This is a genomic window from Mesorhizobium sp. WSM3860, assembly GCF_002294995.1.
Classification (GTDB): domain Bacteria; phylum Pseudomonadota; class Alphaproteobacteria; order Rhizobiales; family Rhizobiaceae; genus Mesorhizobium.
In genome coordinates, this window is sequence record NZ_NSGF01000013.1 from 44,371 (window position 1) to 69,218 (window position 24,848).

The 24,848-nt window shown below is 64.1% G+C and carries 25 protein-coding genes and 1 pseudogene; 11 read left to right on the plus strand and 15 right to left on the minus strand.

Translation table 11 applies throughout. From position 1 onward, the window contains the following. Nucleotides 1-164 precede the first annotated feature (164 nt). Nucleotides 165-1,658, minus strand: coding sequence for a winged helix-turn-helix domain-containing protein (locus CK220_RS20140; protein WP_095813210.1), 1,494 nt, complete (start codon nucleotides 1,656-1,658; stop codon nucleotides 165-167). A gap of 146 nt (nucleotides 1,659-1,804) precedes the next feature. Between CK220_RS20140 and CK220_RS20145 the strand changes: the two genes are divergently transcribed. Further along, entirely contained in the window at nucleotides 1,805-2,638 is an 834-nt protein-coding gene (locus CK220_RS20145) for an AraC family transcriptional regulator (protein WP_095813338.1), read from the plus strand. 48 nt (nucleotides 2,639-2,686) lie between these two features. Here CK220_RS20145 and CK220_RS20150 read toward each other — a convergent pair whose 3' ends face one another. The 4 genes from CK220_RS20150 to CK220_RS20170 form a co-directional block, all read right to left on the minus strand. After that, on the minus strand, nucleotides 2,687-3,622 hold the full coding sequence (locus tag CK220_RS20150) for a helix-turn-helix domain-containing GNAT family N-acetyltransferase (protein ID WP_095813211.1): 936 nt from the start codon (nucleotides 3,620-3,622) through the stop codon (nucleotides 2,687-2,689). 309 nt (nucleotides 3,623-3,931) lie between these two features. Next, nucleotides 3,932-5,068 carry an alanine racemase gene (locus CK220_RS20160; protein ID WP_095813212.1) on the minus strand — a complete coding sequence of 379 codons (1,137 nt, stop codon included), beginning with the start codon at nucleotides 5,066-5,068 and terminating at the stop codon, nucleotides 3,932-3,934. Then, the gene (locus tag CK220_RS20165) at nucleotides 5,065-6,345 is read right to left on the minus strand and encodes a D-arabinono-1,4-lactone oxidase (protein ID WP_095813339.1); all 1,281 of its coding nucleotides are present in this window, start codon (nucleotides 6,343-6,345) and stop codon (nucleotides 5,065-5,067) included. The genes CK220_RS20160 and CK220_RS20165 overlap by 4 nt, the downstream gene beginning before the upstream one ends. A 13-nt stretch (nucleotides 6,346-6,358) precedes the next feature. After that, the gene (locus CK220_RS20170; RefSeq protein ID WP_095813213.1) at nucleotides 6,359-7,543 is read right to left on the minus strand and encodes an MFS transporter; all 1,185 of its coding nucleotides are present in this window, start codon (nucleotides 7,541-7,543) and stop codon (nucleotides 6,359-6,361) included. A gap of 111 nt (nucleotides 7,544-7,654) precedes the next feature. On the opposite strand from CK220_RS20170, the gene CK220_RS20175 reads away from it, so the two are divergent. Continuing rightward, nucleotides 7,655-8,281, plus strand: a complete 627-nt coding sequence (locus CK220_RS20175) for a TetR/AcrR family transcriptional regulator (RefSeq protein WP_095813214.1) — start codon at nucleotides 7,655-7,657, stop codon at nucleotides 8,279-8,281. Nucleotides 8,282-8,458: 177 nt separating this feature from the next. On the opposite strand, the gene CK220_RS20180 is transcribed toward CK220_RS20175, so the two are convergent. Beyond that, the gene (locus CK220_RS20180) at nucleotides 8,459-9,418 is read right to left on the minus strand and encodes a LysR family transcriptional regulator (protein WP_095813215.1); all 960 of its coding nucleotides are present in this window, start codon (nucleotides 9,416-9,418) and stop codon (nucleotides 8,459-8,461) included. A gap of 105 nt (nucleotides 9,419-9,523) precedes the next feature. On the opposite strand from CK220_RS20180, the gene CK220_RS20185 reads away from it, so the two are divergent. After that, nucleotides 9,524-10,285 carry an SDR family oxidoreductase gene (locus tag CK220_RS20185; protein ID WP_095813340.1) on the plus strand — a complete coding sequence of 254 codons (762 nt, stop codon included), beginning with the start codon at nucleotides 9,524-9,526 and terminating at the stop codon, nucleotides 10,283-10,285. Between the two features lie 56 nt (nucleotides 10,286-10,341). Here CK220_RS20185 and CK220_RS20190 read toward each other — a convergent pair whose 3' ends face one another. After that, nucleotides 10,342-11,193, minus strand: coding sequence for a hypothetical protein (locus CK220_RS20190; protein ID WP_095813216.1), 852 nt, complete (start codon nucleotides 11,191-11,193; stop codon nucleotides 10,342-10,344). Nucleotides 11,194-11,266: 73 nt separating this feature from the next. On the opposite strand from CK220_RS20190, the gene CK220_RS20195 reads away from it, so the two are divergent. The 3 genes from CK220_RS20195 (at nucleotide 11,267) to groL (ending at nucleotide 14,314) form a co-directional block, all read left to right on the plus strand. After that, nucleotides 11,267-12,067, plus strand: a complete 801-nt coding sequence (locus CK220_RS20195; RefSeq protein ID WP_095813217.1) for a class I SAM-dependent methyltransferase — start codon at nucleotides 11,267-11,269, stop codon at nucleotides 12,065-12,067. 228 nt (nucleotides 12,068-12,295) lie between these two features. Further along, entirely contained in the window at nucleotides 12,296-12,592 is a 297-nt protein-coding gene (groES, locus tag CK220_RS20200; RefSeq protein ID WP_073987612.1) for a co-chaperone GroES, read from the plus strand. 69 nt (nucleotides 12,593-12,661) lie between these two features. After that, nucleotides 12,662-14,314, plus strand: coding sequence for a chaperonin GroEL (groL, locus tag CK220_RS20205; protein ID WP_095813218.1), 1,653 nt, complete (start codon nucleotides 12,662-12,664; stop codon nucleotides 14,312-14,314). A 399-nt stretch (nucleotides 14,315-14,713) separates the two neighbouring features. Here groL and CK220_RS20210 read toward each other — a convergent pair whose 3' ends face one another. Then, complete coding sequence (locus CK220_RS20210; protein WP_095813219.1) at nucleotides 14,714-15,646, minus strand: LysR family transcriptional regulator; 933 nt, start codon at nucleotides 15,644-15,646, stop codon at nucleotides 14,714-14,716. A 97-nt stretch (nucleotides 15,647-15,743) separates the two neighbouring features. On the opposite strand from CK220_RS20210, the gene CK220_RS20215 reads away from it, so the two are divergent. Then, on the plus strand, nucleotides 15,744-16,748 hold the full coding sequence (locus CK220_RS20215; RefSeq protein WP_095813220.1) for an alpha/beta hydrolase: 1,005 nt from the start codon (nucleotides 15,744-15,746) through the stop codon (nucleotides 16,746-16,748). A gap of 49 nt (nucleotides 16,749-16,797) precedes the next feature. Here CK220_RS20215 and CK220_RS20220 read toward each other — a convergent pair whose 3' ends face one another. From CK220_RS20220 to CK220_RS20235, 4 genes and pseudogenes are all read right to left on the minus strand, one after another. Further along, nucleotides 16,798-17,409 (minus strand): LysE family translocator, encoded by a 612-nt coding sequence (locus tag CK220_RS20220; protein ID WP_095813341.1) that lies wholly within the window; start codon nucleotides 17,407-17,409, stop codon nucleotides 16,798-16,800. Nucleotides 17,410-17,926: 517 nt separating this feature from the next. Further along, a pseudogene (locus tag CK220_RS20225) lies at nucleotides 17,927-18,244 on the minus strand (YkgJ family cysteine cluster protein); the annotation flags it as partial. A 195-nt stretch (nucleotides 18,245-18,439) separates the two neighbouring features. Continuing rightward, complete coding sequence (locus tag CK220_RS20230) at nucleotides 18,440-19,222, minus strand: SRPBCC domain-containing protein (protein WP_245429292.1); 783 nt, start codon at nucleotides 19,220-19,222, stop codon at nucleotides 18,440-18,442. Continuing rightward, entirely contained in the window at nucleotides 19,219-19,539 is a 321-nt protein-coding gene (locus tag CK220_RS20235) for a metalloregulator ArsR/SmtB family transcription factor (RefSeq protein ID WP_095813222.1), read from the minus strand. Before CK220_RS20235 ends, CK220_RS20230 begins: the two co-directional genes overlap by 4 nt. 143 nt (nucleotides 19,540-19,682) lie before the next feature. Between CK220_RS20235 and CK220_RS20240 the strand changes: the two genes are divergently transcribed. Together CK220_RS20240 and CK220_RS20245 are read left to right on the plus strand one after the other, a co-directional pair. Further along, the gene (locus CK220_RS20240; RefSeq protein WP_095813223.1) at nucleotides 19,683-19,862 is read left to right on the plus strand and encodes a CsbD family protein; all 180 of its coding nucleotides are present in this window, start codon (nucleotides 19,683-19,685) and stop codon (nucleotides 19,860-19,862) included. Between the two features lie 164 nt (nucleotides 19,863-20,026). After that, nucleotides 20,027-20,206, plus strand: coding sequence for a CsbD family protein (locus CK220_RS20245; RefSeq protein ID WP_095813224.1), 180 nt, complete (start codon nucleotides 20,027-20,029; stop codon nucleotides 20,204-20,206). Nucleotides 20,207-20,336: 130 nt separating this feature from the next. Here the strand turns inward: CK220_RS20245 and CK220_RS20250 are convergent, their stop codons facing one another. After that, nucleotides 20,337-21,470, minus strand: a complete 1,134-nt coding sequence (locus tag CK220_RS20250) for a metallophosphoesterase (RefSeq protein WP_095813343.1) — start codon at nucleotides 21,468-21,470, stop codon at nucleotides 20,337-20,339. A gap of 143 nt (nucleotides 21,471-21,613) precedes the next feature. On the opposite strand from CK220_RS20250, the gene CK220_RS20255 reads away from it, so the two are divergent. Then, a complete protein-coding gene (locus CK220_RS20255) occupies nucleotides 21,614-22,207 on the plus strand; it encodes a hypothetical protein (protein WP_095813225.1) in 594 nt (197 codons plus the stop codon). Nucleotides 22,208-22,250: 43 nt separating this feature from the next. On the opposite strand, the gene CK220_RS20260 is transcribed toward CK220_RS20255, so the two are convergent. Continuing rightward, on the minus strand, nucleotides 22,251-22,910 hold the full coding sequence (locus CK220_RS20260; RefSeq protein ID WP_245429294.1) for a TetR/AcrR family transcriptional regulator: 660 nt from the start codon (nucleotides 22,908-22,910) through the stop codon (nucleotides 22,251-22,253). Between CK220_RS20260 and CK220_RS20265 the strand changes: the two genes are divergently transcribed. Then, nucleotides 22,903-23,757, plus strand: a complete 855-nt coding sequence (locus tag CK220_RS20265) for an NIPSNAP family protein (protein ID WP_348629670.1) — start codon at nucleotides 22,903-22,905, stop codon at nucleotides 23,755-23,757. The two genes, CK220_RS20260 and CK220_RS20265, sit on opposite strands and share 8 nt — an antisense overlap. Here the strand turns inward: CK220_RS20265 and CK220_RS20270 are convergent. Continuing rightward, a complete protein-coding gene (locus CK220_RS20270) occupies nucleotides 23,743-24,747 on the minus strand; it encodes a LysR family transcriptional regulator (protein ID WP_095813228.1) in 1,005 nt (334 codons plus the stop codon). The two genes, CK220_RS20265 and CK220_RS20270, sit on opposite strands and share 15 nt — an antisense overlap. Nucleotides 24,748-24,848 lie beyond the last annotated feature (101 nt).

Sequence of the window (24,848 nt, forward strand, 5' to 3'; positions counted from 1 at the left end):
ATTGGTTTGATGCATGTCGTTATCCCAGAACCGCTGCACACTTCTGGGCGACATGCATTGTTTTGATGCATGTCGTTATCCCAGAACCGCTGCACACTTCTGGGCGACATGCATTGGTTTTGATGCATGTCGTTATCCCAGAACCGCTTGCGGGCGACATGCAATTAGCCGAGGGCAAGCCTGACGCCTTCGGCGAGATGCTCGGCATCGGCCGGATTTTCGAACGGCACGCCGCGCAGCGCATAGTCGAGCGGCGAGAAGGAAGCGCCGTCCTCGATGAGGGCAATCTGCCGGCGCGCCTTTTCCATGTCGCCCTTCTGCGCATAGCAGGCCGCCAACCGCGTCCTGATCCAGGGCGCCGGGCGCGTCGCGAGTTCCAGCGCGTCCGCCGCCTGCCGGTATTCCCCCATCATGTAGAGCGCCAGCGCGCGGTCGAACTGGTACCAGTGCGGATGCAACGGATCGATGCGGATGCCGCGCGCAAGCCAGGTCAGCGCTTCCAGCGGCCGGCCGCGCATGGTGAGCAGCATGCCCATCTGCTCGATGCTGTCGGCATCATAGGGGTTGAGCTGCAGCGCGATGCGCATGTGATGCTCGGCCGCCTCGTGGTCGCGCATGTAAAGTCGGATCAGCGACTGCACACGATGGCCGGTCGGCTGGTCCGGCGACAGGGCCAGCCCTTTGTCGGCAAGGTCGCGCGCATTTTCCAGGACAGCATCGCTGGCGCGTCCGAACTCCCCGTCCAGCGAGCGCGCCAAAGCGAGATAGGAATAGGCAAGGCCGTAATTCGGATCCTTGGCGATCGCCGCCTCGAACAAGGCCTCGGCGCCGCGCTGGTCGGTCTGAGCGGGATCGCGCAGCAACGCGAAGCCGCGCAGCAGAAGCTCGTAGGCGGCTAGGCTTGTCACCGGCTTGCGCGAGGCCTGCTCCAGCCCGGCGTTGGTGACCCGCGTGACCAGCCTGCTGACGATCTGCTCGACGATGTCGCGCTCGATCGCAAACAGGCCGGCGCCCTGCGACTGATAGCGGTCGCCCCAGAGCTGGCTGGCCGTGGCGATGTCGACGAGGCTGACCGCCACCACGACATGCTCGCCCTGGCGGCGCAGCGATCCCTCGACGAGATAGTCGGCGCCGATGCGGGCGCGGATCTGCGGCCATTCGGTGCGGCCGAAGGAGGCGAAGGAGAAGCTTGAGTTCCGCGCAAGCACCGTGACGGTGCCGAAGCGCGCCACGCCGTTGATGAGATCCTCGGCAAAGCCGTCGACCATCGCCTCGTCGGCCGGATCGCCGCTGTCGTTGCGAAAGCGCACCACCGCCACGATCGGCTGGCTGCTGATCTCGGGCGCAGCCTCGGCTTCCGCGGCAAGCATATAGCCGCGCTTGGAAACGGTGCGCACCATGTCCTCGCCCAGCACCTTGCGGATCTCGCGCACCGACTGGGTGAGCGAATCCTCGGTGACGTAGACGCCGGGCCAGACGACATCCATCAGCTCCGACTTCGGCACGACGCGACCCATATTGCGGGCGAGATGCGAAAGCAGCGCGTAGGCTTTCGGCCGCAGGAACAGCGGCTCGTTGAGGCCGCGCAGGGTCCCCATGGCGAGGTCGAGCGTGAACCCGCCAAACCGGAAGACCTGATCGGCCGTCGCCGTCGTCATCGGGACACCCCTTCCCGCGTGCGGTTAATGCCAGGTCGATCCCACTCAACCCGGCAGGCACGTTGCTATTATTGCTCACTGCGCAATTTCGATCAAACTGCCCGTCGGGGCGGGAACTAGTGTGGCCGCGCCAAATGCGAGGAGCCATGAACCCGACCGAGAAAGCGCTGTGGTTTGTCGAAAGCCATCTGCCGGATGCGATTTCGCTCGACGATGTCGCGGCTAGCAGCGGCGTGTCGCGCTTCCATGTGACGCGCGCCTTCGGCGCGGCCACCGGCCGGTCGGTCATGGGCTATATGCGGGCGCGCCGGCTCAGCGAAGCGGCGCGCAAGCTTGCCGGCGGCGCGAGCGATATCCTGGCGGTCGCGCTCGATGCCGGCTACGGGTCGCATGAGGCTTTCACGCGCGCCTTCCGCGACCAGTTCGGCACCACGCCGGAACTGGTGCGCGCTGGAGGCTCGACCCAAAACCTCGACCTCGTGGAGCCCATCCTCATGGACAGTTCACTTCTCACCGCGCTCGAGCCGCCGCGGTTCGAGACCAGCCGGCCGTTTCTCATCGCCGGCCTCGGCGAGCGCTACAGCTGCGAGACCAGCGCCGGCATACCAATGCTGTGGCAGCGCTTCGGACCCTATATCGGCAACATCCCCGGCGAAGTCGCCGGCGTCGCCTACGGCGTGTGCACCAATGGCGACGATGCCGGCAATTTCGACTATGTCGCCGGCGTCGAGGTGTCGGATTTCTCAGACTTGCCGAAGGACTTTTATCGGGTTCGAGTGCCGGCGCAGAAATATGCCGTGTTTGCGCATCGCGAGCACATCTCGACCATCCGACGCACGGTCAACACCATCTGGAACAAGTGGCTGCCTGCATCCGGACATGAGATCGCCGACGCGCCGGAGTTCGAGCGTTACGGCCCCGAATTCGATCCGCGCAGCGGTGACGGCGGGCTGGAGATCTGGGTGCCGGTGAAAGGCTGAGGCGGCGCCGGCGCCCCTGCTCCCGTTGTTGTGGGAGAAGGGGAAGAGCTAAAGCTCCAGGTTCCAGGTCTGGCCGACAAGATCCTTGCCGAAGGAATGGTGGCGCTCTTCCTCGGCCAGCTTGAAGCCCGCCGCCTGGTAGATGCGGCGGGCCGGACCAAGAATGTCGTTCGTCCACAGCGTCAGCGTCTTGTATCCCTTGGCGCGCGAAAACGCGATGCACTCGTCGACCAGCCGCCGGCCGATGCCGAGGCCGCGCGCCGACGGCTCGACATAGAGCAGCCTGAGCTTCGCCACCTTGGGCGACTTGCGCATGACGAAAACCGAGCCGACCACCTCGCCTTCGCGCTCGGCGATCCAGCTGCGCTCCCATTGCGGAACGAAGTTCTTGACGAACTCGCCGAGTATCTCGGCAACCAGCGCCTCGTAGGTTTCGTCCCAGCCATAGTCCTGCGCGTAGATGAGGCCCTGGCGATGCGTGATCCAGCCGATGTCGCCGACCTGCAGCGGCCGCAGGATATAGGGCACCTGGGGTTCGGGTTTGTCGCCGAGCAGGTCCTGCACCGTGCGCATCGCCTTGACCAGACGCTCCTGGTCGGTCGGCGCCAGGTGATCGAGCAGCGCGCGCACCTGGTCATGCGAATCCCGGTTGAGCGGCGCGAAGGCTTCCCTCCCCGCCGGCGTCAGCGCGATCGAGGACCGCCGAGCATCGGTCTCGCTGGCGGCGCGTTCGACCAGGCCGCGCTCCTCGAATTTTTTCATGAGCCTGCTGACATAGCCGGGGTCTAGACCAAGGTCGCGCACCAGGTCGCTGGCGACCAGCCCGTCGCGATGGGCAAGTTCGTAAAGCACGCGCGCCTCGGTCAGCGAGAAAGGGCTCTTCAGGAGGCCTTCGTCGAGCAGGCCGATCTGGCGGGTGTAGAAACGGTTGAAGGCGCGCACGGCATCGATGCGCTGCTTGCCGGGGTGATCGTGGATGGTCATGGAAGTTCCTCCTGTCCCGGACAGGATCAACCAATTAGTTGACTTAGTCAACTATCTCCGGCAATTGCGACTACGCGTCAATGCATATCGCCAACCGGTTATGCCGCGATCCTTCCCACCCCCTCTGGCCTGCCGGCCATCTCCCCCGCAAGGGGGGAGATCGGCAGCCTTGCCGGTAGCGCCCCTCCTGCAACGTCGGCGATTTGCGAAAGCCCGCGAACACTTGATCTCCCCCCTTGCGGGGGAGATGGCCGGCAGGCCGGAGGGGGGTGCTGTCCCTCCAGCGTCTCACGCTTTTCACGTGCGCCCTCACCCCATCGGCAAGGCTGGCCAGAACTCCACGATGCGCCCGCCGGAGAACACCGCGAGCGAGCCGAAATGCTGCAGCACCGCCTCGCTCTGCGTCGGCCTCAGAAAAGCATAGTCGCCCGGCCTCACGTCCGTGCCGGCAGGCAGCCCCATGAACTGCTGGTTGGAGGACAGCCCGATCAGGCCGTTCGGCTTCATGCCTTCGGGGAACACCGGGGCGGCCATCCACTTGCCGCCATAGAGATAGCAGCCCTTCTTCGGGAAGAGGCCGAGCGCCTGCAGCGTGCGGGAAATAGCCGCCGGGCCGGGCAGCACCGGATCGAGCGCCTTCAGGATCGGCGTCACAATGAAAGCGGCCGGCCGGAAGCCGTCGAGGCCGGGCGTGTCGAAGTCTCGGGGCAACACGAAGGCCGAGCCGATCGACACTTCGTTGGCCACGCCGCTCCCATGCAGCAGCGCCGTCTTCGAACCGCCGATGTTGAGGATGCGGCGCTGGTCCGCATCGAGGGCCGCGGCGAACTCGGCAGCCTTCGCCGAGGCCTTTTTCAGCGCGCCGGCCGCGCCGCCGAACAGCCCGGGAATTTCCGGCGCATGCGCCTCATAGGCCATGATGCCTTCGCAGCGCAGGCCCTTCGGTATGGTCAGCGCCCTGAACTCGGCAGGACTGGAAAAGCCGCCGCGATGCAGGCCGACATCGACCTCGAGGGCGAAGCGCAGTTCGGTGCCGAGTTCTGCGGCGAGCGTCCCATACTCCGCCAGCCGGTCCGGTGTATCGATCAGCCAGCAGACGCGCGACCGCCAGCCGGCGCCGCCTCTGGCAAGCGCCGCTTTTGCCGCGCCCACCGGCATCGGCTTGCCGTAGAGGAGATCGCCCGCGGGAAAAGCGTCCAGCACCGCCTGCGTCACCGGCGGATGGAAGCTCATGAAGCGGCTGGTTTCGAGCGTCTTGGCGATGTGCGAAAGCAGCGGCAGGCAAGGCAGCGACTTGTCGACCAACCGCACGGTAAGGCCCGGCGCCAGGCGCTCCTTCACCAGCGCGATATTGGCGTCCAGCCGGTCGCGATCGAGCACCAGGCAGGGCCGGAAGATCTCCGCCGCCTTGAGCGCCTTCGACAGTTCGGCGAAATAGGCGCTCATTGTTGAATGCCGAACAGGCCGGCCATATAGGGCGACACGAAGCGGTTCTCAGGGTCGATGTCGCGGCGGACCGCCATCGCGTCATCCCAGCGCGGATAGAGCTTTCTGAAATCCGCCGCCGTCAAGCTGTGCATCTTCCCCCAATGCGGCCGCCCGCCATATTTGCGGAAGATCGGCTCGGCGGCGCGCATGAAGGGCAGCGGATCGTTCGCCGCGTCGTGGTGGATGGCGATCGAGCAGGTCAGCCTCCTGTGGAAGGGCGAAAGCCAGAATTCGTCGGGCGCCACCGAACGCACTTCCATCGGGAAATACACTTCCGGGAAGCGCTTTTCGGTCAGCTCGATGATCTCGGCCAGCGCCTTCGGACCTTCCTCGTAAGGCAGATGATACTCCATCTCGTTGAATTTGGTGCGACGGTCGCTGGCATAGACGTTGAGCCAGTCCTGCACATAATCCTCGGCCGGCACCTTCTTGACCGCGCCCGTGATCAGCGCACGGCGCAGCGCCGGCAGCCAGCGCAGCGCGGTGCGCAACTTGCGCAACGTCGCCAAGCCCTCCTCGTCATCCTCGGTCGGCCGCGGCGTCGGCGCTGCGTCGCTCAGATCGCTGGCGATGAACTGCGCGTAGCCGGAGAACGGGATGTAATAGAACTCGGCCGAGCGGTGCGCGGCCATCATCGCCTCGAAGTCGCGCAGCATATCGCCGATCGGCAGCACCCATTTCCGGCGCCGCAGCCGATAGGTCGGGATGTTGTTCATCGTCACTTCGGTGAACGCGCCGAAGGCACCCAGCCCGACGCCCGTGGCGTGGATCATATCCGGGTCGCCCGCCCGGCTGTATTCGCGCAGCTTGCCTTGGCCGTCGACGAACTGCACCGTCTCAAGCTGGGTATGATAGGCGCCGAGCGTCGGGCCGGAGCCATGGGTCGCGGTGCCAAGTGCGCCGCCGATCGCCTGCTTGTCAATGTCGCCCATATTGGGCAGGCCCTGGCCGATGTCCTGCAGGATGTGCATCAGCGCGCCAAGCGTTGTCCCCGCCCTCACGCGTGCCCGATTGGCTGCGGCGTCATGCGAAACCAGCCCCTCGATCTTCGCCAGCGAGACGATGGTGCCGGCGGACTGTACCAGCGGCGTGAAGGAATGGCCGGCGCCGGCGACGCGCAGCGGACCGGGCGCGGAACGCACCAGGTCGGCCAACTCGCCGGCATCGGCTGGCGTGGCGATCAGCTTCGGCGCGGCGGTCACGAAGCCCGACCAGTTGCTCCAGGCATGTGCCATGGTCACCTCCCGCTCAGGCTGGAACGCGGCGCCGCGCAACCAGCACGAAGACGCCGAGCAGCGCCACGCTGGCCAACGCGCTTGCCGCGGCGAATTCCGGCACCGGCCGGAAATTTTCGCCGTCGATCAGCAGCGAGGCGGCTACCGGGCCGATGGCGAGGCCGAAGAGCTGCGCCGCCGGCACGAGCAGTACCGCATTGCGCGTCTCGTCGGCGGTGATCGCCAGCCGGATCTGGTAGGGCACGATGAAGAGCAGGATGAAGCCCATCACCAGCGCCACCGCCCAGAAGACGGAGAGCCCAGGGCCGGAAGCAAGCAGCACCGAGCTTATCGCCGCGACCGCGCCGATGACGGTGATGGCGAAGCGAAAGTCGATGCGCGCTTCGAAGACGGTGGCGGTCATGGCGCCCGCCACTTGCGCGGCGAGGCTTGCCGAGACCATCAGGCCGACGGTGCGGCCGTCGATGCCGAACTCGGCGCCGAGCGGCTCCAGAAATGCCCAGACAGCGCCGAAGAACATGAAGTAGCAGAAGATCGACAGCAGCGCGGCGATGGCCGGCACAGTGAGCACATTGGCAAAATGCTCGTCCTTCGGCAGATCGGCATAGTCGTCCGGCACGATCCAGGCGACGACGAGCGACAGAAGGCAGACAACACCAAGCGCGACGAAGCCGCCGGCCGCGCCGGCGGCAGGAACGACGTAGAGCGCAAGCAGCAGCGCCAGCGCGCATTGCGCCAAGGTCTGTAGCGTGACGAAGTAACCGCCGATTCTCTCGGCCCGGCGCGAGCGGGCGATCAGCTCGGTGGCCACTGCGACAAGCCCGCCCTCCGCAAGACCGGCGAGCGTGCGCGCGCCTATCAGCGCATTGGAGCTGCCGGCGTAGGCGGTCCAGAAATTGGCGAGCGCCAGCAGAACCAAAAGCGCAGCGCTCTTCCAGCGCATGTTGCGGGCAGGCAAGAGCATCGCCACGATCGCCGAACCGATGGCGATCGCGATCATCTCGGCGGTGGCGACCAGCGCCAGCTCGTCACCGGTGACATGCCCCTCGCTATAGAGCGCGCCGAGCAGCACCGGCTGCAGCCCGAGGATGAGCAGGCCGACCGAGCCGACCCAGAGCGCGGCGGCGAGTTGCAGGCCGGTCGGATTGCCGACCAGCCAGTCGCCATTTTCCGCATGCGCGGCATCAGTCGCTGTCACGAGGCGCCCTCCCTTGCAGCCCGGTGAAAAAACTGACAAGTTGTCAGCATTCACGAAACTGATACTTGATCAGTTTCCTGTCAACCGAGAATCCACGACTGCCCGCGCGAGATGAGGCAAGCAAGGCAAACGGCGACGGAACCCAGGCGCAGGCCCAAGCAGGAGCGCAGCCGCGAGCGCATCGACGCGATCCTCGCCACGACCATGCGGCTGATCGGCGAGAAGGGCATCGATGCGGTGACGATGAAGGAAGTCGGCGCGCTGGCCGGCGGACCGATCGCGACTGTCTACCACTACTTCCCGAGCAAGTCGGCGATCCTGGCGATGCTCTACGAGCGCTTCTCGGAGGAGAGCCGGGCCCGCTTCGGCGCGATCATCGCCGATATCCGCGGGGTGGATGACGTGACCGCCGCCGCCGATCGGCTGCTCAACGATTACTACGGCCGTGTCGCGGCCGATCCGGCGATCCAGGATCTGCAGAACGCGATCCAGGCCGACAAGGCGCTGCAGCATCTCGACATCGCCGAGACGCGGCATCAGGCGAAGATGTTCTGCGACCGTGTGGCGCCGATGCTGAAGCCTAAGCAGCGCGAAGCGTTCGGGCGCGTGGTGTTCCTGATCTTCCAGCTCGCCGGCGGCGTCGTGCGGCTGGCGCTGACGCAGGACAAGGCGGAAGGCCGGCGCACGATCGAGGATTACCGGTCGATCATCCACGCGCAGTTGCGGTTGTTTTTGTAGGGTTTAGCGATGGCGAAGAATGGAAGCGTAGCATTCCTTCGCGCCCCCCTCTGTCCTGCCGGCGCTCTTTCTCTTCGTCATCCTCGGGCTTGACCCGGCTTGACCCGAGGGATCCATGCCGCGACGCTTGCCCAGATGCTGCGTATCAGAATTCTGCACCGCCGCGGCGCTCATAGGTCACGGCATGGAGCCTAGGGTCCGCGCTCCGCTTCGCGTCGCTCCGCCCCAGGATGACGAAGAGGAAGAATCCAGCTTCGGCCCGAGGATCTCCACCAGCCAATCAACAAACACCCTCACCCGGGGCGACAACTGCCGGCTCGGCGGATAGAGCACCGAGATCGGCGTGGGCGTCGGCGGGAAATCGGGAAGCACTTCAACCAGCCGGCCTGCCTCTAGGTCATCCGCATATCGGAGCCTTGGCGCCTGGAACAGCCCAAAACCCAGCCGGACCAGCGCAGCACTGGTGTCTGAATTGGCGACGGTGACCCGCGACGGCAGGATTATTTCACGAACCTTGCCGTCGACGGTGAATTCCAGCGGCATCACCTGCCTTGTGCGCGACGACACGAAGCCGATCATCATATGGCCAGCCAAATCGTCCGGCGTGCGCGGCACGCCGTGGCGTTCGAGATAGGCGGGGCTGGCGACGGTGATCTCGCGCGCGATGCCGAGGCGCCGCACGATCATGTCGCTGTCGGGAAGCGTGCCGGCCCGGATGACGCAATCGACCCCTTCGCGCACGAGGTCGACGAGGCGGTCGCCTTCGCCGATATGCACCGTCAGGCCCGGATATCTGGCGAGCAGTGCCGGCAGTTCGGGCAGCAGGAAGGTGCGCGCCATGTGGCCGTTGACATCGACGCTGAGGCGTCCGCGCACCTCCTGCGCGCCGAAGCTGCCCTCGGCATCTTCGATATCGGCGAGGATGCCGATGCAGCGCTGGTAATAGGCTTCACCGTCGAGCGTGGTGGTGACGTGGCGCGTGGTGCGGCGAAGCAACTGCACGCCCAACCGCTCCTCCAACTGCTTGATCGCGGCGGTGGCGCTGGAGCGCGGCAGGCTTAGGTCGGCGGCGGCCGCGGTGAAGCTGCGCCGTTCCACGACGCGGGTGAAGAGCCGCATGCTGTCGAACCTGTCCATCGGAGATTGTTCGCATATGCTGAATAGAGTTGGCAATCCATTCCCGATTATATCGGTCATTCAGGCGAGTATATGGATCTCCATCGCCAAGAAGGAGATTTTGCCATGACCAGCCGTCCCATCGCTCTCATCACCGGCGGCAGCCGCGGCCTCGGCCGCAACACCGCGCTCAACCTCGCCCGCAGGGGCGTCGACGTCATCCTCACCTACCGCTCGCGCGCCGACGAGGCGAAGGCGGCGATCGCCGAGATCGAGGCCGCCGGCGGCCGCGCCGCCGCGCTCGAGCTCGACACCGGCGCCGTTGCCACTTTCCCCGCTTTCGTCGCGGCGCTGAAGAATGCGCTTCAGGAAACGTGGCAGCGCGACCGCTTCGACTATCTCGTCAACAATGCCGGCACCGGCCTGCGCAAGCCGATCGCCGAGACGACGCAGGAGGAATTCGACGCACTGATGAACATCCATCTCAAGGGCGTGTTCTTCCTCACCCAGGCGCTGCTGCCGCTGATCAACGATGGCGGCCGCATCGTCAACGTGTCGAGCGGGCTGGCGCGCTTCTCGGTTCCGGGCTCGGCCGCCTATGCGATGATGAAGGGCGGCATCGAGGTGTTCACGCGCTACCTCGCCAAGGAGCTTAGCCAGCGCCGCATCACCGCCAACACCGTGGCGCCCGGCGCCATCGCGACCGACTTCAACGGCGGCCATGTGCGCGACGACGCCGAGATCAACCGCGTCGTGGCCGGAATGACGGCGCTCGGCCGCGCCGGCGTCGCCGACGATATCGGGCCGATGATCGCCTCGCTGCTGTCGGAGGACAATCGCTGGGTCAACGCCCAGCGCATCGAGGTGTCGGGCGGGATGAATATCTGAGTGCCGGGTAGAGCAATTCCGGGCGAAAAACCGCTGCATACCTTCCTGGAATTGCCCTACGTGACCTGGTGAATCAACCCTTCGAAGCCGTCGGCAAGATTGGCATTGCCGGCGGCGATGAAGCTCGACAGATTGCGGGCGCGGCCGGGCGTCTTGTTGGCATCGAGCAGCACGGCCCTGCCCTCATGCACGACGAAGTCGAACTTGCCATAGTCGAAGCCGAGCCTGCGTCTTAGCGCGCGCAGTTCGTCGGGGACCGGCACCGCCTCGCGGCGGATCGTGTCGTCGCCCTTGACGAGGCTTTGCGGCGAGACATGGCGGGTACAACGCTCGCGCTCACCGCAGAACAGCCAGAATCGGGCGGCGAAGCCATCCGGCTCAGGCTCGGGCACGAATTTTTCCACGATGAGATCCTCGCGCCCGAACACCTCTGCCGGAATATCCGTGAGCGAGGCATAGACCTGGTAGCTTTCGAAGGGTTCGACGCCGGGAAACGGCTCCGGCTTGCCGACACGGCGCGCGCGCTGGTTCAGTTGCTGCTCCGGCGTTCCCCAATGGTTGAGGGTGCTCTTGACGATAACCTGCCCCTTCCAGCAGTCGTCCTTGCCGATGACGGCACCGCTGATGCGGCGCTTGGAAATATCGGCGGCGCCGAGATTGAGGCAGAAGGGAAAGGCGCGCGCATACTCGACATAATCGGGTGACGTTACGGTCGCGTCGACATGCAGCACCGCGATGTCGGCGGCCGGCTTCGCCGACGTGCCGTTGAGTACCTGCACCGAATGGCCGCGGCGCTTCAGTTCCTCAAGCAGATCGAAGAGCATGTACGGGCTGTCCCGGCGCCAGAGCAGCCCGCGCCGGCTTTGGAACCGGTCGAGCTCATGCGTGATGACGGCGATGCGTGCCATTGTTCCTCACTTGGCTTATCAAGCGTTGTCCCCTATTCGATCGAATACAACGCGCTACCGGGCTGGGGTTTGCATGAGCGAGCATTGGAATGCAATTCGCAAACATTGGCAGTTGCTCGGCTCACCCCTGCGGCCGCCGGCGGAGGTTGTCGAAAGCTACGACCGCGAGCTCGACCTCACCCGGTCGCATGTCGTGATGTTCGGCGTGACGCCGGAGCTAGCCGGACTGGGCGCGAGGATGACGGCCGTCGACGAGTCTTCGGACATGATTGCCGGCATCTGGCCGGGCGACACCGATACGCGCAAGGCGGTGCAGGGCGACTGGTTCGATCTGCCGTTCGGCGATGCAAGCGTCGAGACAGTGATCGGCGACGGATGTCTCTCGGTCATCGGCGCCGCCGACCTCAGGCGCACGCTATTTGCGTCGATCGCGCGTGCGCTCAAGTCGGACGGCCGCGCCGGCATCAGGCTTTACGCCTCTCCCGAAACACCGGACGACCCCGAGGACGTCCGCGCTCTGGCGCTAAGCGGCGGCGTCTCGACTTTCCATGAGCTCAAATGGCGCGTGGCCATGACCGCGATCGGCGACGCGCCGGATTACACGATCCCGGTTAAAGGCATCCTCGAACAATTCGACCGGGTGTTTCCCGACCGCGAGGCGCTGTCGGCCCGAACCGGATGGGGACTGCCGGTCATCGGCACTATCGACGTGTATCGGAACTCGTCCGCCATCTACAGTTTCGCCCCGGCGGCAGTGCTGATCGAGGAAGCCCAGACCTTTTTCGACGATCTCCGGCTGGCCTCTAGCGGCACCTACGGTCTAGCCGAACGCTGCCCGCTGCTGGTGCTGCGCTCGCCGAAGCGCCCGGACTAACGGGCTGGATTGCTCGCCCACGCTTCGCGCGGCCACCGCATTTCCGCCCAGGGCTCCGCCTAAGAAAAATTTCGCGCTGTGGCCCCCCCTCGCGCGCCTTGACTCTCGCAAGCCACCAGCCTATTTCAGCGCCACGTTAGCACTCGCCTTTGGTGAGTGCTAACTTATATCCGGCGGCCTCGCCGGATGGAGGAACAGTTCTCACCGTTCTCATTCGAGGAAGACAACATGGCAAAGTCCAAGTTCCGCCCGCTTCATGACCGCGTGGTCGTTCGCCGGGTCGAATCCGAATCCAAGACCGCCGGCGGGATCATCATCCCGGATACGGCGAAGGAGAAGCCGCAGGAAGGCGAGATCATCGCCGTCGGCTCCGGCGCCCGCGACGAAAACGGCAAGCTCGTCCCGTTGGACGTCAAGGCCGGCGACCGCATCCTGTTCGGCAAGTGGTCCGGCACCGAAGTCAAGCTCAATGGCGAAGACCTTCTGATCATGAAGGAATCCGACATCATGGGCATCATCGGCTGAACATCGGCCTCACCGTCAACTGAATCTTGAATCTGCGGGTTCGACCCGAACCCCTGACAGGAGCTTACAATGGCTGCAAAAGACGTAAAGTTTTCCCGTGATGCCCGCGAGCGCATGCTGCGCGGCGTCAACATCCTCGCCGACGCGGTGAAGGTCACGCTCGGTCCCAAGGGCCGCAATGTCGTCATCGACAAGTCATTCGGCGCCCCGCGCATCACCAAGGACGGCGTCACCGTCGCCAAGGAGATCGAACTCGAGGACAAGTTCGAGAACATGGGCGCGCAGATGGTGCGTGAGGTCGCCTCGAAGACCAACGACATCGCCGGCGACGGCACCACGACCGCGACCGTTCTCGCGCAGGCCATCGTCCAGGAAGGCAACAAGGCGGTTGCCGCCGGCATGAACCCCATGGATCTGAAGCGCGGCATCGACCTCGCCGTCACCGAAGTCGTCAGCTCTCTCGGCAAGGCTGCCAAGAAGATCAAGACTTCGGAAGAAGTCGCCCAGGTCGGCACGATCTCGGCCAATGGCGACGAGTCGGTCGGCAAGATGATCGCGGAAGCGATGCAGAAGGTCGGCAACGAGGGCGTCATCACCGTCGAGGAAGCCAAGACCGCCGAGACCGAGCTGGAAGTCGTCGAAGGCATGCAGTTCGACCGCGGTTATCTCTCGCCCTACTTCGTCACCAACGCCGACAAGATGGTCGCCGATCTGGAAGACGCCTACATCCTGCTGCACGAGAAGAAGCTCTCCAACCTGCAGGCCATGCTGCCGGTCCTGGAAGCTGTCGTTCAGACCTCGAAGCCGCTGCTCATCATCTCGGAAGACGTCGAAGGCGAGGCCCTGGCCACGCTGGTCGTCAACAAGCTGCGCGGTGGCCTGAAGATCGCCGCCGTCAAGGCTCCGGGCTTCGGTGACCGCCGCAAGGCCATGCTGGAAGACATCGCCATCCTCACCGGTGGCCAGGTCATTTCGGAAGACCTCGGCATCAAGCTCGAGAATGTCGGCCTCAACATGCTCGGCCGCGCCAAGAAGGTGTCGATCTCCAAGGAGAACACCACCATCGTCGACGGCGCCGGCAAGAAGGCCGAGATCCAGGGCCGCGTGGCCCAGATCAAGCAGCAGATCGAGGAGACCACCTCGGACTACGACAAGGAGAAGCTGCAGGAGCGTCTGGCCAAGCTCGCCGGCGGCGTTGCGGTGATCCGCGTCGGCGGTGCGACCGAAGTCGAGGTCAAGGAAAAGAAGGACCGCGTTGACGACGCTCTGAACGCGACCCGCGCGGCCGTGGAAGAAGGCATCGTCGCCGGCGGCGGCGTCGCGCTCCTGCGCGCTTCGGCCAACGTCAAGGCAACCGGTGTCAACTCCGACCAGGCTGCCGGCATCAACATCGTGCGCCGCGCGCTGCAGGCTCCGGCTCGCCAGATCGCGGCCAATGCTGGTGCCGAAGCCTCGATCGTTGCCGGCAAGATCCTCGAGAACAAGGGCGCGACTTTCGGCTTCAACGCCCAGACCGGCGAGTATGGCGACATGATCGGCATGGGCATCGTCGACCCGGTCAAGGTCGTGCGCACCGCTCTCCAGGACGCGGCCTCGGTCGCCGGCCTGCTCGTCACCACCGAAGCCATGATCGCCGAGGCTCCGAAGAAGGAAGCCGCCGGCGGCATGCCGGGCGGCATGCCTGGCGGCGGCATGGGCGGCATGGGCGGCATGGACTTCTAAGAAGTCCATAAGCACGCCCATCAACTAACATTGCTCAAGCCCGCGAACGGGCTTGAGTGGCGGCATGGACTTCTAATCCAAGCCACTTGGCTAAATACGGAAAGGGCGCCGCAAGGAGCCCTTTTTGTTTGACGTTTCGCAATCGGCCTTTCGATCAGCCCACTTAAGCGGCGCTCTCGGCCTGCTGCACCACCTTGCCCGACCTCAGCCACGACTGCGAGCGCGAGCGATCACGGGTGGCGCGGGCGATAGGGGCTGGCGCGAAAGCCGCGCCCAGGCCCCCGCCGCCGCCCTGCCAAGCTCTAGATTCTGGCCAACTCGCTTTCTGCGTAAGCGCTGTTTTCCTTACACCTTGATCACGTTGCGACGGATTCGGATTTTGCTTTCTGCTCGACGAGCTTACTGTGCTCGGAACAAGTTGGCTTGAGAGGGATGATGTCGGTGCCAGTAATCTAGGAACGCTCGTAATTTTGGTAGCGCTTGTTTTCGGTCTGGAAAATAGATGAAAAAACCAGGACTCGTGGGCATGAAAGTTTCGAGGCAGGTTTCAAGGAGACCCTGGCGGATCAGCGGCTCGACAACGGCAGCGATATTGTAAGCTAGACCTACGCCTGCCTGCGCGGCTGAGAGGGAGGTCGCAGGTCCATTTACGGTTAGACGCCCTTCTACGTCCATCACAAAAGCTCGGGTCCCATTCTCGTTAGTGCGTTCTACAAAATCCCAGCGGTAGACCGCGCCTCCAGCGAGCCGAATATTGATACAGGCATGGTGCTCAAGCTCTTCCGGCCGCACAGGCTTCCCGCGCTCGGCAAAGTAAGCAGGTGACCCCACGACAACCCTCGGAGAAGCCGGGGTAAGCCGTACGGCCACCATATCCTGTGCGATCATCTCCCCGATCCTGATGCCGGCATCATAGCCTTCTGCGGCGACATCGACGAAACGGTCCTCAAAGACCAGTTCGAGTTCGATGTCCGGGTATGCGTCAGTAAATCCCTTGAGCATGGGCTCGACGAGCGTCTGCGCAACGTAAGGTACGCTCAAGCGCAGCAGCCCTCTTGGGTTATCACTGAGGCGCTGAGCCGCCTCATATGCAGCTTCAACGTAGGCAACGCCCGCTGTAGCCTGCTCCAGAAAGAGTTGTCCCGCTTGGGTAAGGCCGACAGACCGTGTTGTGCGGGTGAAAAGCGGCGCGCCCACACGCGCTTCCAGTTGCTTGACCGTCCAACTGATCGCAGCAGGCGTCACGCCGAGTTCGAGCGCAGCAGCCGTAAAACTGCGTCGTTCCGCGACACGGGTAAAGACGACTATTCCATCCAGCAGGTCCGCTCGCATTATCAAATCTACCTTAAAAACCCTTTCATATTTTTGCAGATTATCAAATCAGAATCCAATCAGCTATCTTCAGACCGATAGGGAGGAAGCGCCGCCGATGCCCATGACATCGATTACCCGCCGGAACCTCAGTCTTGCTATCGGTGCGACTGCCGTCCTCCTCAGCGCAAAGAAAAATACCATGGCACAGACACTTACCGAGCAAACCCAGCGACTGCCTGAAAAAGTCAGCTTTAAAAGCGGGGACGGGTTCGTCGTAGCCAATCTTTATCTTCCAGAGGGACATGATCCATCGCGCCGCTATCCAGCCGTGGCGCTCGCCGGTTCGCTAACCTCGGTCAAGGAGATGATGGCCGGAAATTATGCTGGCGAGCTTACCCGGCGCGGCATCATTGCGCTCGCAATTGACTATCGCAATTACGGCGAGAGTAGCGGTGCGATGCGGCAGTTCGAGGACCAAGCTTCAAAGGCAGAGGACTTGTCGGCCGCCTTGCGGTACCTGAAGAAACGTAGCGACGTCGCCGGGACCGGTATCCTCGGAATTTGCACGTCCGGCGGCACGGCTCTTTACACGGCTGCGAAAGATTCCAATGTAGGCGCCCTAGCCATCGTTGCAGGCTTTTTCTCCGACCCGGACCTAGTGTTGAAGATGTTCGGCGGCAAAGAAGGTATCGACAGCCGGATCGCGGCTAGTCGAGAGGCGCGTAAGCGTTACGACGAAGAAGGAGTAATCCAGACGGTCTTCGCGTATATGCCGAACGACAAAACTGCGGTGAGCTCCGGCCCAAACGAATACTATATGGATCAGTCACGCGGCGGGAGCGTTCGTGCCTGGCGCAACGAGTTTGCCGTTATGGCGTGGGAGCCTTGGCTCGCGTTTGATCCTTTGGCGCAGGCTCCCCATGTTACGGCACCAGCTCTCGTAGTTCATTCAGATGGCGCAGCGTTCCCTGATCAAGCTCGCAAAATGTATGGCCTTTTGGCGGGTCCGAAAGAATTACATTGGACAGAGGGAAAACACTACGACTTCTACGACCAAGCCGAGGCAGTGCGTCAGGTTGCTGACCGAGTTGCGTCGCACTTCCACAATAAGCTGGGTTAGGACGGCTCCAGGGCGACGAGGCTTCCGAAACCGGGAACGGAGCAGACAGCTAGCGATCCGCCAGCGCCAATTTCGCGCCGAGCATGACGAAGGCGCCGGCGAAGGTGCGGCGCATCCAGGTCAGCACCATCGGCCGCGACACGACATGGCTGCGCACCGAAGCCGCGAACACGCCGTAGACGACGAAGACGAGGAAGGTCATCAGCATGAAGACGCCGGAGAGCTCCAGCATCTTGGCGAAAGCGTGCGGCTCCGTGGTGCTGACGAATTGCGGCAGGAAGGCAAAAAAGAAGATCGACAGTTTTGGGTTTAAGATGTTGATCAGGATGCCGGAGGTGATCACCTTGCCGGGAGAGCGTGGCGCGGCGTTCTGGTCGACGGCAAGACCGCCCTTCTCCTTCAGCGTGTTCCAGGCCATGTAGAGCAGATAGGCGACGCCCAGATATTTCAGCGTCTCGAAGGCGACGGCGCTTGTGTGCAGGACCGCCGCAAGGCCGGTGATGGCCGCCGCCATGTGCGGGATGATGCCCAGCGTGCAGCCGCAAGCGGCGATGATCGCGGCGCGAGCCCCGCGCGAGAGGCCGGCGCTCAACGTGTAGAGAACGCCGGTGCCGGGCGAAGCGACGATAATCAGCGACGTCAACAGGAATTCGATGCTCACGGTTTCCTCCACTGCCTGCCCGCGCGGCAAGGTATCGGGAGGTCCAAGTGTGGGCAAGCGGGGGAGAGAGTAATCCCCCCTTGCGGCAGGGCAATCGCATATGGAATTGCCGAGTCTTTGCAACGGTTTAGCCGTCGCAAGACAAATCTGCGGGCGTTCGGTCGCTGTATTGAGACGGAATCGGACCGAGAACGGACCAGAATCAAACCGCGAACTGCCAGCGTCGACGATTTTCCCGGCCCCCGGCGACGATTTTCCCGGCCCCCGGCCAAGTACCTGGAAAACCAAGAAAATCGCCATATGCGATTCCCCTGCCCCTTGCGGGGAGATGGCCTGCAGGCCAGAGGGGCGCGCGCAGGAACGCGCCCTCTCAGTCTGTCCGATCTTTGGAAACGAGATGGCGTCCCGAAGTAGAAATCAACTGAGACGCCGGCGGGACAGCGCCCCCCTCTGCCCTGCCGGGCATCTCCCCCACAAGGGGGGAGATCGGCAGTTCGAGCGGCAGCCCCCTCGCCGCCCTTGCCATCAGGCAGTCGTCGCCGCCGGGCATGCAGGCGCGGCAGACATGCGGGCGGGCTTCGTAAATCGCGCAGGCCGTCTGCTTGCCCACCTCGCCGCGAAGCGCGGCGCAGCGGCCGTCCTCGCACAGCATGCCTGACAGGTCGGTCGCGACCAGCTCTTGCGGGATGCGGTCGAGCTCGGCATCCTCTTCGGTCGAGAAGCGCGGCCAGTCCGCCGAATAGGCGCAGCAGGCGCCGCAGCTCTGGCAGTCGAAGGCGGCCGATGCATCAAGCAGGGTCAGGAAGGGTCGGTCGTGCGGCAAGGCGATCCTCATGCTGCCGGTGCCTTTAGCACAGAGCCGGGAAATGCGCGGCATCCGGCCGAGCAAAAAATTTTGTCTTGCCGGGAACCTTTTGGCGGCTGGCGGTTTTGTCCCTGTTGTCAGCAGTTCACGAGTATCGAGAAAAGCTGATGACAAAAGACGCCTCCCGCGCCCTGAAAAAGCGCGAGAGGCGTTTTTCTGTTCGCCCTACATGATCGTGCTCATCATCGGCCGGATTTCATAGCGGAAGCCGCGGCCGGAACGCGCCACCGGGTCGCCGTCGGTCACGGCCCTGGCCTCGGCTTCCGTGGCGACCTGCAAGATCAGAAGCCCCCAAGGTCCGGCTGGATCGGCGACTGGGCCGGCAATCATCATTTTGCCTTCACGAAGCAGGCCGCGCAGATAGTCGGAATGGGCATTCATCAGCGCCCTCTCCTCCTCCGTCAGGGTGAAGGCGAAATCCGGACGCGGCGGAATCAGCCGGCAATGGAAGATTGAAGGCGACGTGACATTGGTCTCCTTGGCCAGGAATTCGTCCAACCAGCCCAGCACGCGCTCCCAGCCGGAACCGTGATCGCGGCAGGAGTCGCGGCGCGATCCGAAGCCGTCATGGCGGAGCGTCAGCCGGGTGCCGTTCTCGACGGCTTCGAGCGTATAGGTGACGGTGGTGAGGTTATCGCCGTCCCACGGCGCCCTCCAGGTCATCACCAGGCGATGCGGCGGCTCGACTTCGAGATATTCGCCGCCGACATGGAAATCATGGCCGTCGGCGCCCTTGCCTTCCGAGCGCCAGGCGCCGCCCGGCCGGACATCGGCCGTGTGCTTCGTCGTCCGGTACATGTCGTCGGCGCCCCACCAGAGCGGAATCTGGTCCTCGGCGGTGATGGCGCGGAAGACGCGCTCCGGCGGCACGGCGATCGTCACCGTGGCAAGGATGGTGCCGGCGGAAATGTCGGCGATCGCGCGTGGTTTGTCTCGGCTGGCCATCATTCATTCTCCAGGTAGGATTTGAGATTGCCGAGGCTGTGCTGCCAGAAGTCGCGGTAAGGCAGGATCCAGTCGGCGACATGCTTCAATTCCGCCGGCTCCAGCCGATAGACGCGCTCGCGGCCCTGCCGCTGCTCGGAAACGGCATTGAGCTCGCGCAGTATCCTCAAATGCTTGGAGATGGCCGGCCGGCTCTGCGAGAAGGCGGAAGCCAGTTCGTTGACCGGCGCTGGGCCCTGCCGCAGCCGGTCGAGGATGGCGCGCCGCGTCGGATCGGCGATGGCGCGGAAGACGGAACGGTCGTGCTCAGCCTGCGGCATAATGCGTATCCATTTGGTTACGTATTATGCCGAATTGCGTCGCCGGTCAATTCTCCCCGACCGGAGGTGCCTTTGGCGCAACGGAACCGCGAAGCACTCCGGCCCGTTTCTCTCCGCGAATTGGATCTCCGGGAGATGCGGAGATGGTGAACATGGACCAAATAGTGGGCTTGGCGAAGCAGATCAAAGGTTCGATCCGGCAAGCCATAGGCAAGGCCACCGGCAACCGCCCGATGGAAATCAGGGGCATGGCGGACAAGTCGGCAGGCCAGGTGCAGAAGGCCTGTGGCGACATGAAAGCCACGCTCAAAAAGGCGATGTGACCAGCGGGCCCCGCGGTCAGATCTCAAAGGCCCGGCACGGGCTGTCTGCCATGCCGATCGCGGTGATGTGGCAGGCCGCACGGAACTCAAACATTGCCCGTTCGTTGTCGTGCCGGATGCGGTTGGCGCATCCCGCTCCTATTCCAGGCCCAGGAGATGCGGATATGGTGAACAGGCATCAAGTTGCCGGCATCGCCAAGCAGGTAAAAGGCAGGCTGACGCAGGCGGCCGGCAAGGCCACCGGCAGCCGGCGCTTGCAGGTGAAAGGCATGTCCGAAAGAATCGCCGGCAGGGTGCGCCAAGCCTATGGCGACGTGAAGGACAAGGCTCGCAAGGCGCTCTGATCCGTTGCCCCTGTTGAGGGCAGTGGCCGCCCGCGCGCCGGCCAGTTCGTCGTTTGCGCGCCGACTGCGCCAAGACCACAGAACAGCCCGAGCCACGGGCCTGGAGCAACTCTACCCCCGGCTTTTCCGTTCACATCGCCCAGCTTTTGCCGAAGGCATTGGTGAAGACGACCTCGCCATGGTCGCCGGCCGCCTCGCCCAGGACCACGTCCATGTGGTCACCGGTCACCCGTGCCAGCGCGAAGCCGCCCATGAAGGCCGCCTTCGGCTTGACGAGGTCGAGCCCGTCGCGCCGGTAGATCATCGGCACTGCGTGCTGATGGCCGTGGAAAATGGCGATCACATTGTAACCCTTCAGCGTGGCGATAAGCGCCTGGCGGTCGGCGTCGCCCCACCAATGCGGGCGGCCGGCGCCGTCGTCGCCATAGGTGCGCTTCACCGGATCCCAGCGCTCGACCGAGAAGGTGTCCCAGCCATAGTGCTGGAAGAGGATCACCGGACGGCCGTCGCCGGCATAGGTCGCAAGATCCTGCTTGAGCCATGGCAGGCTGCCTATCGCGTCATGGCCGGTGTCGCCGGCGAAGCGATGCGTCTGGACAAGGTGCAAGCCGCCCCAGTCCCAGGAATAGCAGTCGGTGTCGACATCGTAATTGGTCGCCGGCACCGGCGGCTTGAAGAAGACGCCGGGGCGATGATTGACCTCGACATAGTCGCGCATCTCGCGACGGTACCAGTCGACATGGCGCTTCGGTCCATTCTGGTCGAGATCGTGATTGCCGAGCCCGACATAGACCGGGACATGCACGCGATCGGGCCCGATGCCTTGCTGGTAGCGCTGGCTGAACTGTAGAAGTTGCGTGCCTTCGCTCGGCTCAGTGATCTGGCCGCCGCCGTCGTCGGTGATGTCGCCGCCGGTGACCAGGCCGAGCGGCGTGCCGATGCGCGTGCCGGCCGAGCGCAGGCCGGTGGCGGCGCCGTTGATCTCGGCCGGCCACTCCTTGTCGTCGATTGCGTTGAGCGCCGCCACATTGCGCAGCAATGCCGCGTCGGTCTTGCCCTCCTGCTCGCAATGCGGGCTCAGCCCGGTCGCCATGCGGCAGGCATGGATATCGGCGATGAACAGGAAGGTGGCGTCAATCGGCTGGATACGCTGGCCGGTCTGGGCGAAGGTGGTGTCCGGCAGGGCGCAGGTCGCGGCGAGGCCGGCCGCCCGGGCCAGGAGATCGCGCCGGGACAAGAATGCTGAGGATCGGCGATTCATCATCATGCCATTGGAACATTTTCAGCGCCGGATCGTCCAGATTGGCGGTCCTTTTCAAGCAACGGTTGAATCGTGAAGGGCACTTGGGTCGACAGCGCAGAGAGGGTCTGTCATTGCTTCGAGAACACATTCCCAGGGGAGAAGGCATGAAACCCGTGACGACCGGCATGGCATTCGCCATGCTTGCCCTCGCCGGAACCGCCGCGGCGGCCGACTGCATCGACGCCACATCGGCCAAGGCCGGCTTCGTGCTGGAGAAGCCCGGCATCCGCAGCGAGTTCCGGCCGGCGCCGGGCGGCATGGTCGCGGTCGCCAACAACTACCAGTCGCAATCGCCGCAGACGCAATATCTCTATGCCGGGCTGATCGAGATTTTCCGCGATAGCGACACAGGCCGGCTGTCGATGATCCCGCTCGGCGATCTCAAAAAGCTCTTCCCGCTGAAGGCGGGCGCCAAGAGCAAGACCGAGTTCGTGCGGCTGTCGGCGGGAAAGGCGCCGAAGGGCACCGAAACGCTGGCTTTAACCGTCAAGGGCAAGGACACCTACAAGCTGGGCGACTGCAAATACACCGTGCTGACGGTGAAAGAGACGCTGACCGGCGATTCCGGCGCGGTGATCGACAGCTTCACCGCACTCTATTCGCCCGAACTGCAAGCGGTGCTGGCGCGACGCTATGACGAGGGCACGAGCGCGCAGAGCGAAGTGGGATTCGAGACGATCAAGCCGCTGAGGGAGTGAGGGCTACCTTTCAGTCAGGACTGAGATGATCCTCATGCCGGCATCAGCGGATTGGCTGCTGCCGCAACACCCTGCGGCGTCGTCTGGCGGGCGGACCGTTCTGTGATGGCGAGGGCTCGACTCGCTCCAACCCCGCCAGGCACTCCCGCAACACACCGGCATCCTGCGCGGTCTTGGCCATCGACATGGCGCCGGAGTAAGCCGCCACGGTCAGCGCGGCAAAGCGATCGGGATCGGTTCCACCCTCCCCGCCGGCCTCCTGATCGGCGCGCACCTTGTCGGCGATCGCCCGCCGCCAGCCGGCGAAAATATCGGCCAACGCGATACGGAAATCGGGATCGGCGAACGACAGCTCATGCGCCAGATTGTTGAGCGGGCAGCCGCGCACATAGCCTTGCTGCTCGAGCGCGGCCGCCAGCGTCTCGAACACGGCGCGCACGCCTTCGCGCGCCGAAGGCGCCGCCCGCACCGGCTCGATCCAAGTCTGCCGAACCGCGGCCGCCACCCGTTCCTCGATCACCGCCAGCGCCAGCGCCTTCTTGGTCGGGAAATGGTGGTGCAGCGCGCCGCCGGTGACGCCGGCCGCCGCCATCAGATCGCCGAGGCTGGAGGCGTGATAGCCGCGCGCCTGGAAGCAATCTTCCGCCACGTCGAGCACGCGGCACCGCATGCCCTGCGGATCGTTGGTGCGTTTCTTGCGCATCGAGCCCGGGCGCTTGGCAACCTCTGCTGACATTTCGTCACAATACCAGATTGACAAAACAGGACAACCGGTCTGTTCTAAAAACAGGACGATCACCCTGTTTTGGAACTCGACGATGAACCGTGCTCAAAACGACACCTCCGCCCGCCTTGCCTCGCCGATCGTGGAGCTCAGGCAATACACATTGAAACCTGGCCAACGCGAAACGCTGATCGCCCTGTTCGACCGGGAGTTCATCGAGAGCCAGGAAGCCGTGGGCATGACCATCATCGGCCAGTTCCGCGACCTCGACCGTCCCGACATGTTCGTCTGGCTGCGCGGCTTTGCCGACATGGAGGCCAGGAAGAAAGCGCTCACCGCCTTCTATGACGGCCCGGTATGGGCAGAGCATCGCAACCCCGCCAATGCGACGATGATCGATTCCGACGACGTGCTGTTGCTGAAGCCCGCATGGCCGGATGCGGGCATCGACCTGTCGGGACGGGAGCGGGCCCCGAGTGAAGGCGAAAACAAAAGTGCGGAGAGTCACTTAGAAGGCATTGTTGAGATTTCGATTCATCATTTGCGCCCGGGCATGGAAGCTGGCTTCGCCAAGCGTTTCCGGGCGGAAATGGTTCCGCAACTCACGGCGAAGGGTGGCCGGCTGCTCGGCGCCTTCATCAGCGAGCATGCCGAAAACACCTTTCCGCGGCTGCCGGTGCGAGCCGGCGAAAATGTCTTCGTCGCCGTTATCGGTTTCGGAGACGGCGCGCTGCAAACCGGAAATCGGATCGAGCTGGCCTCGCCTGATTTGATCAGGACAGAGGTGCTGCGCCTTTCGCCGACATTGCGTTCAATGCTGCGCTAGCCGAGGCGAAGCCCGTTCTGCGAGCCAGACCCGCCACTGTCCGCGCCCTCCCAACACCCTGAATCCGAGCCTATCCACTTCATCGAGGATCTGCTCGCGGATCCAGCGATGCGGCGCTTCGTCGTCATGGCGGGCGTGCCAGTACATCCTGACCGCCGGCGAGGGAATCGCAATCGGCGCCCGGTATATGCCGAGCGGCAAGGATTTCGCCGCCACGGCCGCGAACTGCATTGGAACGGCCGCCAGATAGGGTCCGCTCGCCACGGCCAACGCGACCGCCTGGAAATGCGGCAAGGCAAGTGTGACCCGGCGCGTCCGGCCCATCCTGGCCAGCGCGTCATCGGTGAAGCCCGACATCGAGCCGTCGATGGAGCGCAGCGCGTGCGGAAGCTCGCAGAAGAGATCGAGCGGCACCTGTTCGCCTTCGGCAATGCCGGCCCGATTGAGCGCTGCATTCCCCTTGGCCGCGATGATGGCGAAGGGCGAGCCGAACAGCGGCAGACTGGAAACCCATTCGGCGACTTCCAGGGGCCGCTCCAGCGCCACGTCGATTTGATCTTCCTGCAGCAGTTTCGAGACGTCGCCGATGGCGCTGTCCAGGAAGCGGAACGACACTGATGGCGCCACCGCCGCGATGCGGGCGGCAAGGGGCGGCATCAGGAGCATGGAAAAGAAATCCGCGCCCATGAAGGTGAAGGTCCGCTCCAACCTCGCCGGATCGAAGTCCTTCGCCGGCTGAAAAGCACGCTCGATCTCGCGCAGCGCGGCACCCACGGGCTCGGCCAGGCTTTCGGCGCGGGGCGTCGGCACCATCTCGTTGCCGCGCCGCACGAAGAGCTGGTCGTTGAGCGTATGGCGCAGGCGGTTGAGCGCGGCACTCACCGCAGGCTGGCTGAGGCCGATCTGCTCGCCGGCGCGCGTCACGCTTTTCTCGCGCAAAAGCGCATCGAGCACCCTCACCAGGTTGAGATCGAGCGCGTTCAAATTCATCGCATCAATTCATCCCATACGATCATTCGATTTCCATCGCCCACCCGCCCCAGGTTAGGTCGCTGTCGCCGCCGCTTCGCCGGCACCATATGGGAGAGCAA

What these genes read in the sequence shown, in the direction of transcription:
- CK220_RS20140 (WP_095813210.1), bottom strand. Translation starts at nt 1,658, where the DNA reads ATGACGACGGCGACGGCCGATCAGGTCTTCCGGTTTGGCGGGTTCACG.
- CK220_RS20145 (WP_095813338.1), top strand. Translation starts at nt 1,805, where the DNA reads ATGAACCCGACCGAGAAAGCGCTGTGGTTTGTCGAAAGCCATCTGCCG.
- CK220_RS20150 (WP_095813211.1), bottom strand. Translation starts at nt 3,622, where the DNA reads ATGACCATCCACGATCACCCCGGCAAGCAGCGCATCGATGCCGTGCGC.
- CK220_RS20160 (WP_095813212.1), bottom strand. Translation starts at nt 5,068, where the DNA reads ATGAGCGCCTATTTCGCCGAACTGTCGAAGGCGCTCAAGGCGGCGGAG.
- CK220_RS20165 (WP_095813339.1), bottom strand. Translation starts at nt 6,345, where the DNA reads ATGGCACATGCCTGGAGCAACTGGTCGGGCTTCGTGACCGCCGCGCCG.
- CK220_RS20175 (WP_095813214.1), top strand. Translation starts at nt 7,655, where the DNA reads ATGAGGCAAGCAAGGCAAACGGCGACGGAACCCAGGCGCAGGCCCAAG.
- CK220_RS20180 (WP_095813215.1), bottom strand. Translation starts at nt 9,418, where the DNA reads ATGGACAGGTTCGACAGCATGCGGCTCTTCACCCGCGTCGTGGAACGG.
- CK220_RS20185 (WP_095813340.1), top strand. Translation starts at nt 9,524, where the DNA reads ATGACCAGCCGTCCCATCGCTCTCATCACCGGCGGCAGCCGCGGCCTC.
- CK220_RS20190 (WP_095813216.1), bottom strand. Translation starts at nt 11,193, where the DNA reads ATGGCACGCATCGCCGTCATCACGCATGAGCTCGACCGGTTCCAAAGC.
- CK220_RS20195 (WP_095813217.1), top strand. Translation starts at nt 11,267, where the DNA reads ATGAGCGAGCATTGGAATGCAATTCGCAAACATTGGCAGTTGCTCGGC.
- groES (WP_073987612.1), top strand. Translation starts at nt 12,296, where the DNA reads ATGGCAAAGTCCAAGTTCCGCCCGCTTCATGACCGCGTGGTCGTTCGC.
- groL (WP_095813218.1), top strand. Translation starts at nt 12,662, where the DNA reads ATGGCTGCAAAAGACGTAAAGTTTTCCCGTGATGCCCGCGAGCGCATG.
- CK220_RS20210 (WP_095813219.1), bottom strand. Translation starts at nt 15,646, where the DNA reads ATGCGAGCGGACCTGCTGGATGGAATAGTCGTCTTTACCCGTGTCGCG.
- CK220_RS20215 (WP_095813220.1), top strand. Translation starts at nt 15,744, where the DNA reads ATGCCCATGACATCGATTACCCGCCGGAACCTCAGTCTTGCTATCGGT.
- CK220_RS20230 (WP_245429292.1), bottom strand. Translation starts at nt 19,222, where the DNA reads ATGATGGCCAGCCGAGACAAACCACGCGCGATCGCCGACATTTCCGCC.
- CK220_RS20235 (WP_095813222.1), bottom strand. Translation starts at nt 19,539, where the DNA reads ATGCCGCAGGCTGAGCACGACCGTTCCGTCTTCCGCGCCATCGCCGAT.
- CK220_RS20240 (WP_095813223.1), top strand. Translation starts at nt 19,683, where the DNA reads ATGGTGAACATGGACCAAATAGTGGGCTTGGCGAAGCAGATCAAAGGT.
- CK220_RS20245 (WP_095813224.1), top strand. Translation starts at nt 20,027, where the DNA reads ATGGTGAACAGGCATCAAGTTGCCGGCATCGCCAAGCAGGTAAAAGGC.
- CK220_RS20250 (WP_095813343.1), bottom strand. Translation starts at nt 21,470, where the DNA reads ATGATGAATCGCCGATCCTCAGCATTCTTGTCCCGGCGCGATCTCCTG.
- CK220_RS20255 (WP_095813225.1), top strand. Translation starts at nt 21,614, where the DNA reads ATGAAACCCGTGACGACCGGCATGGCATTCGCCATGCTTGCCCTCGCC.
- CK220_RS20260 (WP_245429294.1), bottom strand. Translation starts at nt 22,910, where the DNA reads ATGCGCAAGAAACGCACCAACGATCCGCAGGGCATGCGGTGCCGCGTG.
- CK220_RS20270 (WP_095813228.1), bottom strand. Translation starts at nt 24,747, where the DNA reads ATGAATTTGAACGCGCTCGATCTCAACCTGGTGAGGGTGCTCGATGCG.